Origin of the sequence: Chitinophaga rupis (assembly GCF_900109685.1) — a bacterium.
Taxonomy (GTDB): Bacteria; Bacteroidota; Bacteroidia; order Chitinophagales; family Chitinophagaceae; genus Chitinophaga; species Chitinophaga rupis.
The window spans coordinates 676,188-683,650 of sequence record NZ_FOBB01000004.1 but is presented as its reverse complement, the minus strand read 5'-3'; the positions used below and the strand labels follow the sequence as shown (position 1 = coordinate 683,650).

The 7,463-nt window shown below is 41.3% G+C and carries 7 protein-coding genes; all 7 read right to left on the bottom strand.

Going from position 1 to position 7,463, the window contains the following annotated elements:
• Positions 1–301 precede the first annotated feature (301 nt).
• On the bottom strand, positions 302–565 hold the full coding sequence (cas2, locus tag BMZ54_RS19485; RefSeq protein ID WP_089915710.1) for a CRISPR-associated endonuclease Cas2: 264 nt from the start codon (positions 563–565) through the stop codon (positions 302–304).
• Positions 566–575: 10 nt separating this feature from the next.
• Entirely contained in the window at positions 576–1,580 is a 1,005-nt protein-coding gene (gene cas1b, locus BMZ54_RS19480; RefSeq protein ID WP_089915707.1) for a type I-B CRISPR-associated endonuclease Cas1b, read from the bottom strand.
• Positions 1,577–2,110, bottom strand: a complete 534-nt coding sequence (gene cas4, locus BMZ54_RS19475; protein WP_089915828.1) for a CRISPR-associated protein Cas4 — start codon at positions 2,108–2,110, stop codon at positions 1,577–1,579. Before cas4 ends, cas1b begins: the two co-directional genes overlap by 4 nt.
• 274 nt (positions 2,111–2,384) lie before the next feature.
• Positions 2,385–3,449, bottom strand: a complete 1,065-nt coding sequence (locus BMZ54_RS19470; RefSeq protein WP_089915704.1) for a CRISPR-associated protein Cas7 — start codon at positions 3,447–3,449, stop codon at positions 2,385–2,387.
• A 10-nt stretch (positions 3,450–3,459) separates the two neighbouring features.
• Positions 3,460–4,743, bottom strand: coding sequence for a hypothetical protein (locus BMZ54_RS19465; RefSeq protein ID WP_089915701.1), 1,284 nt, complete (start codon positions 4,741–4,743; stop codon positions 3,460–3,462).
• An 11-nt stretch (positions 4,744–4,754) separates the two neighbouring features.
• Entirely contained in the window at positions 4,755–6,890 is a 2,136-nt protein-coding gene (locus BMZ54_RS19460; RefSeq protein WP_089915698.1) for a CRISPR-associated helicase/endonuclease Cas3, read from the bottom strand.
• Entirely contained in the window at positions 6,890–7,462 is a 573-nt protein-coding gene (locus BMZ54_RS19455) for a hypothetical protein (RefSeq protein ID WP_089915695.1), read from the bottom strand. The genes BMZ54_RS19460 and BMZ54_RS19455 overlap by 1 nt, the downstream gene beginning before the upstream one ends.
• Between the last annotated feature and the right edge of the window lies 1 nt (position 7,463).

Here is a 7,463-nt window from a genome sequence, read left to right as displayed (position 1 = left end):
GTTACCATTCTACCATAGTACAATTAATACCAGGTTGTATATTATGTACATGATCATACGGCCATGTTACCATTCTACCATAGTACAATTAATACCCCGTCACATCAACGATAAAAAAGCTCCTGTTTACAAGGCTTTGCAAAGATAGTATATGCTTTTTTCATTCAAAAAAATTGTCGATATACAGTGATAAGATTTATCCCGTACATCGACAACCTGTGTTTTACCCTATTTATAAGGGTTCCACATTTTAAATGTTGGAAAACTGTTATTTTCGACACCTTAATGGCATCTCCGACAACTATAATATATTGTCAAGATCATTTTTCTCTTTGCCAATAACTTGTTTGTCTAACCATTTTTCCTGGCGGTTTTTGAATACAATGATGCTGTCCTTGTCAATATTCATAATATCTTTGGCTTTATAGAGAAGCTCTTTCAGCTTTACTTCAGTTAATTCACCTTCAAAAACACTATTTTGTATCCAGTTCAGATACTGCCGGCATAATTTCAGCATTTTGCCTACCCGCTTCTCTTCTATATCATATACCAGTATTATATACATATGACCGAATTTACCACCATGCCTTGAATGGCTTGTATTCTTCTATGCCCAGCACATGCTTCACTAATTTATAGCATTCCAGTTTTACCAGGTGTTTGTAACTTACATTCCGGCCAAGCGAACGATGCCTGATAGTTTCGTTCAGTTTTTCATCCCAGGCTTTTACTACTTTTTTCCGACCGCTGTCTTTCAGCAGGCAGCTGTTCAGATTGTGATCAAAATCGTTTTTCTGGATCATCTTTTTATTCAGTAAAGCGAATATCAATCTATCAGCCAACAGGGGTTTGAATACTTCAGCCAGGTCTAGCGCCAGTGAATAGCGGCGATACCCAGGCTGATGCAGGAAGCTGATAGTAGGATTCAATTGGGTATGATAAATCATGTCCAAGCAAAGCGTATAACACATAGTATTTACAAAAGAGATCATCGTATTCACTTCGTTGTTGGGCGGTTGCTTGGTACGGTTGCCCATTTCATAATCATTAATGATCAGGTCAAAGGCTTCATAGTAAATCATACGGATGTTGCCTTCTACGCCCATTAATGTTTCTACATCGGACGATGAAGTTATTTGCTTAATCAGGACTTCTATATTTTCAATCTGTGCCGACGTGTCTTTTGCACGATTATTGTAATAACGCAGATTCTTTACCATATTGAATGCTGCACCTTCAATGAATTTTTGTGCAATAGAGATCCGTTTCTTGGGGCTGGAGTAGGTTTCGGTCTGAGCAATTAGTACTTTCCCACTGAGTAAATAATCCTTAGGCATAAAGCTGCCAGTGTAGTGTTCGTAGTAATCGAAGAAGTGTACGCTGATCTGCTCTCTACCCAAGAAATTGTACAAAGCGCTGTTGGCATCCAGTGCACCAAAGGTGTATAGATTATCTACGCTTTCCACTGGGATATACCTGGGGATGCCTTCCTTACCTTCTTCGTCTACTGGGGTAAATTTTAAGGTGTTGTCTTTACGGATCATACGGCCAGGATTAAAGAGGTAATAGGATTTTTTCATGTTTCTTCTACATAACAAAGGTCATAATAACTGCAGCTCTTACATATGTTGCTGCTGATCTTAGGTGGGCATTCTTCGCTTTGTTGTAAGGCGACTACCCTATGGACTGTTTCCTGTAAATAAATTGTGTCTGGTTCGGATAACCAGACTTCCTTCGTTTGCCGTAGTTTAGGATATTCCAGGATAGCATATACACCAGATATATCATTTAACTCCAATAGCCAGATGTAATATTTTACCTGCCATTCATGGGCCTCTTCTACTTTATTGCTGCGTTTGATTTCGTGGATGATCTTTTCTTTGGTATCATAAAAATCTATCTTACCAGTAAGCTGAATACCCTCTGCCGTAGTAGCCGATATATCGATTTCGGTATACCGCTCTGCTCTTTGCGGATAGCTGGTTTCATGCAATAGCTTGCCATCATATACCGTATCAGATGTATGCTCCATGTTGATGCCATTAGTAAATAACCATAGTTTACGATGGCACACATGATAGTAATTGATATGAGTGGCAGTGAGTTGCATGATTAGTTTATCCTGTTCTATATTGGGACAATTAAAAGTGGAGACCATGACACTGGCAAAGCGGCAGCTTCTTGGTTATTTTCAATCCACATTGGTGCTATTAAAAGCCTTTCTTGGTGTGGACATGCCGGGAGGTATGTAATTCCCATTCCACATTAGTACTATTTAAGCTTAAAGCTGTGCTGTTCGGAGCCGATAACGCTATGTAACATTTCATTCTAATAATTCTATTAAAAAATCAGCCTTAAATAATATTCCCCGAAGGCTGACCATATTATTTTGTCTGCTGTTGGTTTTCATAATTAAAAGACCTCATCATTTCCACCAGTTTTTCTTCAGCTTTAATGAGCGCATCCACACTTTCATTCACAGTGGCAACATAACCGGAACAAGGAAGGGTTATAAATAATTCAGCGCCGGCTGTTTCATCAATGATCGGCTTGGCCTTAGGTTTGTCGCCATCATCAATTAGTTTAGCACGGATAGCCCCCGTAAGCGTGCTTGCGTTGCCGCTAATAGCTACTGCCAGGGTTTCCATCAGACTAAAAGTACGTGCCTGGTTGGAGGTGATTCGCCAGTTCAGCAAAGCGTTGGCTAATGCCGGGATCACTTTTTCTCTTTCTACTTTGGGCATGATCAGGCATTTGCCAAAAGTGTTTTCACCGTCTATCCAGCCTTTGGTTTCCAGCTCTTCGATCTTTTCTTTACTTAATTCCGGCTCATGCTGGTTGGTCGATACTGAAAATAAGGTTCTTAAATCAATAGCTACATCATATACAAAAAGACCTTGCGCCCTCCTGTTATCGGGTATCCAGTTGCGACGGGGCAGTGTACGGCTATTGGTGGTGAGATAAGTTTCGATTTCTTCTTCGGTTAAGAGCTTATCGCTTCCAGCCATCCTTACATTAACCGGGTTATTGTCAGGGCGGTTGCTTCTGTCAAAGGTGAGATTTTCTTTTACAGTTCCTGACAACAATGGATGCAAAGGCCGCATAGCGGAGATAGATAAAGGGCTGCGTCTTTTAACGGTAATGCCATCTCCGGCTCGCATCCACCCACCGATCAGCTGATCAATATAATTAGGGTCACAAGGTGACCAGGGTTCCTTGTTTTCGAGTTGTTTATCTTTTGTAATATTATAGTTAAAGGTTACTGGCGCCATCGGCACATTCAGGTTGGAGGTAAACTCTTCAAGAATGGAGCGTTTTACCTGTTGGCCGCTGGAATAAGCACAATATTGTCCAAACTGTGCATCGTAATATGTTTTCTGTCCGTCCTGTACTCCGAAGACAGTATGTTCTGCATGCTTCAATGCTCTTAAATAAATGTAAGGTTTCATCTTTAAATTTTTATTTACTTATAATGGCAAAATGGAAACGAATGAGTGTAAGGAAATAAGGAACATTGTCCTTAGGCATCATATGTATGAGCCTGGCCATTTCTTCATAGTTTGTTTGTATTGTATTGTCTTCTACTATAATAGTCAGGTTGTCAAGAAATTGTTTTTGACTTATAGAAGATAATACTGCTTTTACCTGATTGGATTTATCTTTTTTTCCTTTCTCGCTGCTTAGTGCATATTGATTCAGGGAGGTGGCAAACTGCTGTGCGCTTTCCCAAAGTTGTTCGTTGTTAAGCATAGCTAATAACCAGATTTGATATGTATGAAAATTGAGTTTCCTTTCTTCATCCTGTTCATTGTAAACCGGAGTTTTCCCCTTTTCTATAAAGTCCCGAAGACCTTTAGGTTCCATAGCATGGATGCCAATAGACCCCATCTGGCAAGCTTTAGTAAAGCCAAAGGCTGTACCAAATAATTGTTCGGCTTCCGCTTTTTGGGAGGTGCCAAAGTATTTCTCATAAAGGTCTATGGGTCTTTTTATTTGTGGTAATCGGAAAGGAATAAAACCAATGGTAGTATTGGTTTGCCCGAGGTTATATACGTAACCTGTCAACTGTGAATCGGGAAAGGTTCGGCATATGCCGAGCATGATCGCTGTCCAGGATTGTGTGCTTATTTCCAGCCCGCCATCTTTTGTTGAGCTGATTCCGGTAAATTGTGCTGTGGGGTCTTGCTGATCATAGAGACGTGGATCGTAACGATGCGCTATCCATTGACCGTTCCAGGTATTTATCTGGTTACCTCTTAGCTGGGACGTTCTATTCAGATAATCCCGATATATGCCCCATCCGTCAAAGATATCCAATAGCAACAGAGGCGTATCAAAAAGGATTGACAAGCCACCCTGAATACCAACACCTAATCCGCTACCGATCCAGGACAGATACACATCTTTTTCATTTAATGGAAGTTCCAGGTTGGTCAGTTGCCCTGATGTGGTGGCTGTCATATCCAACGACGGAAACCCTATGGCAATGCTGGCATCAGCTGCACTGTTAGCAACCTTTTCTATTAGTACAGAGAGTTTTTGCTTCCGTTCTGTGGCTGATGGTGGTATCCCCTTTTTGATGCCTTGAACAAAAGGGGAATTGGTGATCCATTGCATGTATTTTTCTTCATCGAAGAACAGAGGGAAATATTTTTCCACGAAAAAGCCTTTCGCGTCATAATTGCTTTTGTACTTTTCGTTGTAGGCGTTTAAAAATGTTTTCCCAATATTTACTGCTATCATAGTTTTATCACTTATAAAAACCGGAGGATTACGTCATAAAATTCTGGTTTGGCATATTCGGCCATGAATCCCAGATAGGGGTCGTATGCTTTTGATGGGATGATAAAGGGTTTGGTGCCTGTTTTTAATTGTTCCAATTTGTTAAATACAATGGAACGATAAGAAACAGGGATCTCTAAAGCAGCCCGTTCTACATGGTCTGCTGATTCGTACAATGCCTGGTCTGTTTCTTCAATGCAGGAGATGGAATCTATATCCAATATTTCCAGCAACGCTGACTTAGGATGATGCCATAATTCCTTAATCCGCCATTTGTCATCTACAAAAACTGCATTTAGATCAATGTCGATAAACCCGATCTCAGGATATGCCTGGTCAATCATTTCCTGCAGCTTTTTCTCCTGCAACAATTCACCGTTGGGTAGTATTTCATAGCTTCTTTTTAATATTTCGATATCATATGGCTTGGCATCACTTTTATTATCAGGGGCTAAAACATACACAGGTTTATAGTGTCCGATTGTATCCCTGGTCCTTTTCCTGTTTATCCTTCCAAACCGTTGGATTAGGGCATCGATAGGTGCCGAATCAGTAATCATCAGATCAAAACTGATATCCAGGCTTACTTCTACCACCTGGGTAGCCACAACTATGCAAGCTTCTTCACTTTCATTAAATTCCTCTTTTAGTTTGGTTTCCAATGCTGCTCTGCGGGCTCTTTTAAATCGGCTATGGATGAGCATTTTGTCCACCTGTGGATACTGATCGCTTAGCCTATCGAATAAATCCTGTGAACGAGTTACTCTGTTAGCCACAATCAGGATCTTCTTTTTTGATTCAATAGCGTTTTCTATTACTTGTTCCAGCTCTTCAAAGCATTCTGCTTTATGAATGATATGCCGGTTGAAGGTATCCAAAACATCATCGGGCAATACTATTTCATAGACATTAACCTTTCCTCCCATGATCTGCAATAGCCGGTTATATAAGATAATGGGCATAGTGGCTGTGCCGACATGAACCCGGCAATGTAATGCACACAGTATTTCTACGATCTTTAACACAATAGCCTGCATAGTTGCCGAATAGGTATGTATTTCATCCAGAATAATATCGCAGCCAATGAGATCCGCAATCAGCGCTTCATATCCTTTGGTTCCAAAAACAAGTGAGGCCATCTGGTGGGGGGTAAGTACTTTAATTGAAGCACCTATATGCCGTTGCAATATTTTTTCTTCAAGGCTCTTACCTTCCATCTTGAGAGCAGAGGAGGCATGCAGCAGGTGTACCTGCGCATCCGTGTTTCGTAAATCATGCCTTATTCTTTCATACATGGCATTGATGGAAGCCTGGAAGGGTAGTGTATAAAACACTCTTCCTCTGCAACGCTTCAGTAGGAAATCTGTTTTGCCCGCGCCGGTAGGTGCCGTTACTAATGTATGTTCCCGGCGGTCGTCTCCGGAGATAGCTGATAGTGGGAACAGTTCCCCTTTTCTGCTATAAAAGCTCAGATCAGGCTTGATGAAAAGCCTGGTGATTATTGGGGATACCTCGTTATCTATGGCAGAGGCCAGATGATCTGATGCGATCAACAATCCCTTCCATTTGGAATAACCATATTTCTTAGCTTCACAGTATGTAATCACTTCATCAAAGTTTTGCCGGGCTTCTGACTCCGTTATAGGCCTCACCTTGAATCCAAAATGTTGCAAGATGCTTAATGCGTCTGATACCCATGAAGAAAACCCTATTGCATGCTGCTTAAAGCAATCTTCCATGGAATCAATCAGATCAAGTAACCCCATTTCACTCGCATCTTTGTACACCGATTTATGGTGTGCAACTACCATATCAATTACAGCCGGTCTATCTTTTTCTTCTATTAGTGAGATGAAGAAGAGCGAAGCTATTTCGTGTCTGAAAACAAATTTTGGTGGGCGAACAAACCCTTTTGCCAAGGTCTTTTGAAATTGTGCGCTGGCTTTGCCAATATCATGTAAGATGGCACCTTTGTAAGCAATCCTTTCATCTAATCCCATACTTTTTGCTACCTGTACTGCAATGGCTGCGACATCATGGAGGTGTTGTACCAGGGATATTTTTCCATGCTGTTCACTTTTAGCCAATAGGTGATCTAATGGTGTCATTAACTGTTCTTTACAGGGTTGCCGGTTACTTCAAGCTGACCATACATAGGAGCTACATTGTCGAAGCGGTGAAAGCCGGTGAGAAAGGCGCCTTCTGCTTCACCGAATCGTAGTTCAAATCCATCCAGTTCGCTAAATGCACCTTCTTCCAAGGCAATAACTTCTGGATCGGGGAACAGGATATCCTCATTGCGGCAAAGGCAAATGTGCTGATCGGCCGCTATATACGCATCCTTGCTTTCATGGAAAGCGAGCAGCAATACGGGGTCGATCATTATACCTCTTTCCAAAATAGACCGGTTGCGTATCATTAAACCCTGCTGCTTTTTATATTCCCAGCCCCTTGTTTGTGTCACCTCTTGCTGGATACTGATAGCCGCATAAGTAAGCTTATAGCGGGCTATTTTTTGTATTCCTTTTTGAGAAAGCATTTCGGGAAACAGCTTCTTTTCGATTCCTTCTAGTGCTGACGCTGTCAAAAATTGCTGGCTGAATGTCTTGCTGTCCCGCACAGCCGTCCAGGGTTTAATAAAGCCGAAAGGGCCGGAATATTTTGCGATATAGTAAGTCATA

Excerpts from the sequence above, each read along its gene's own strand:
- cas2 (WP_089915710.1), bottom strand. The coding sequence starts at position 565 with ATGTATATAATACTGGTATATGATATAGAAGAGAAGCGGGTAGGCAAA.
- cas1b (WP_089915707.1), bottom strand. The coding sequence starts at position 1,580 with ATGAAAAAATCCTATTACCTCTTTAATCCTGGCCGTATGATCCGTAAA.
- cas4 (WP_089915828.1), bottom strand. The coding sequence starts at position 2,110 with ATGCAACTCACTGCCACTCATATCAATTACTATCATGTGTGCCATCGT.
- BMZ54_RS19470 (WP_089915704.1), bottom strand. The coding sequence starts at position 3,449 with ATGAAACCTTACATTTATTTAAGAGCATTGAAGCATGCAGAACATACT.
- BMZ54_RS19465 (WP_089915701.1), bottom strand. The coding sequence starts at position 4,743 with ATGATAGCAGTAAATATTGGGAAAACATTTTTAAACGCCTACAACGAA.
- BMZ54_RS19460 (WP_089915698.1), bottom strand. The coding sequence starts at position 6,890 with ATGACACCATTAGATCACCTATTGGCTAAAAGTGAACAGCATGGAAAA.
- BMZ54_RS19455 (WP_089915695.1), bottom strand. The coding sequence starts at position 7,462 with ATGACTTACTATATCGCAAAATATTCCGGCCCTTTCGGCTTTATTAAA.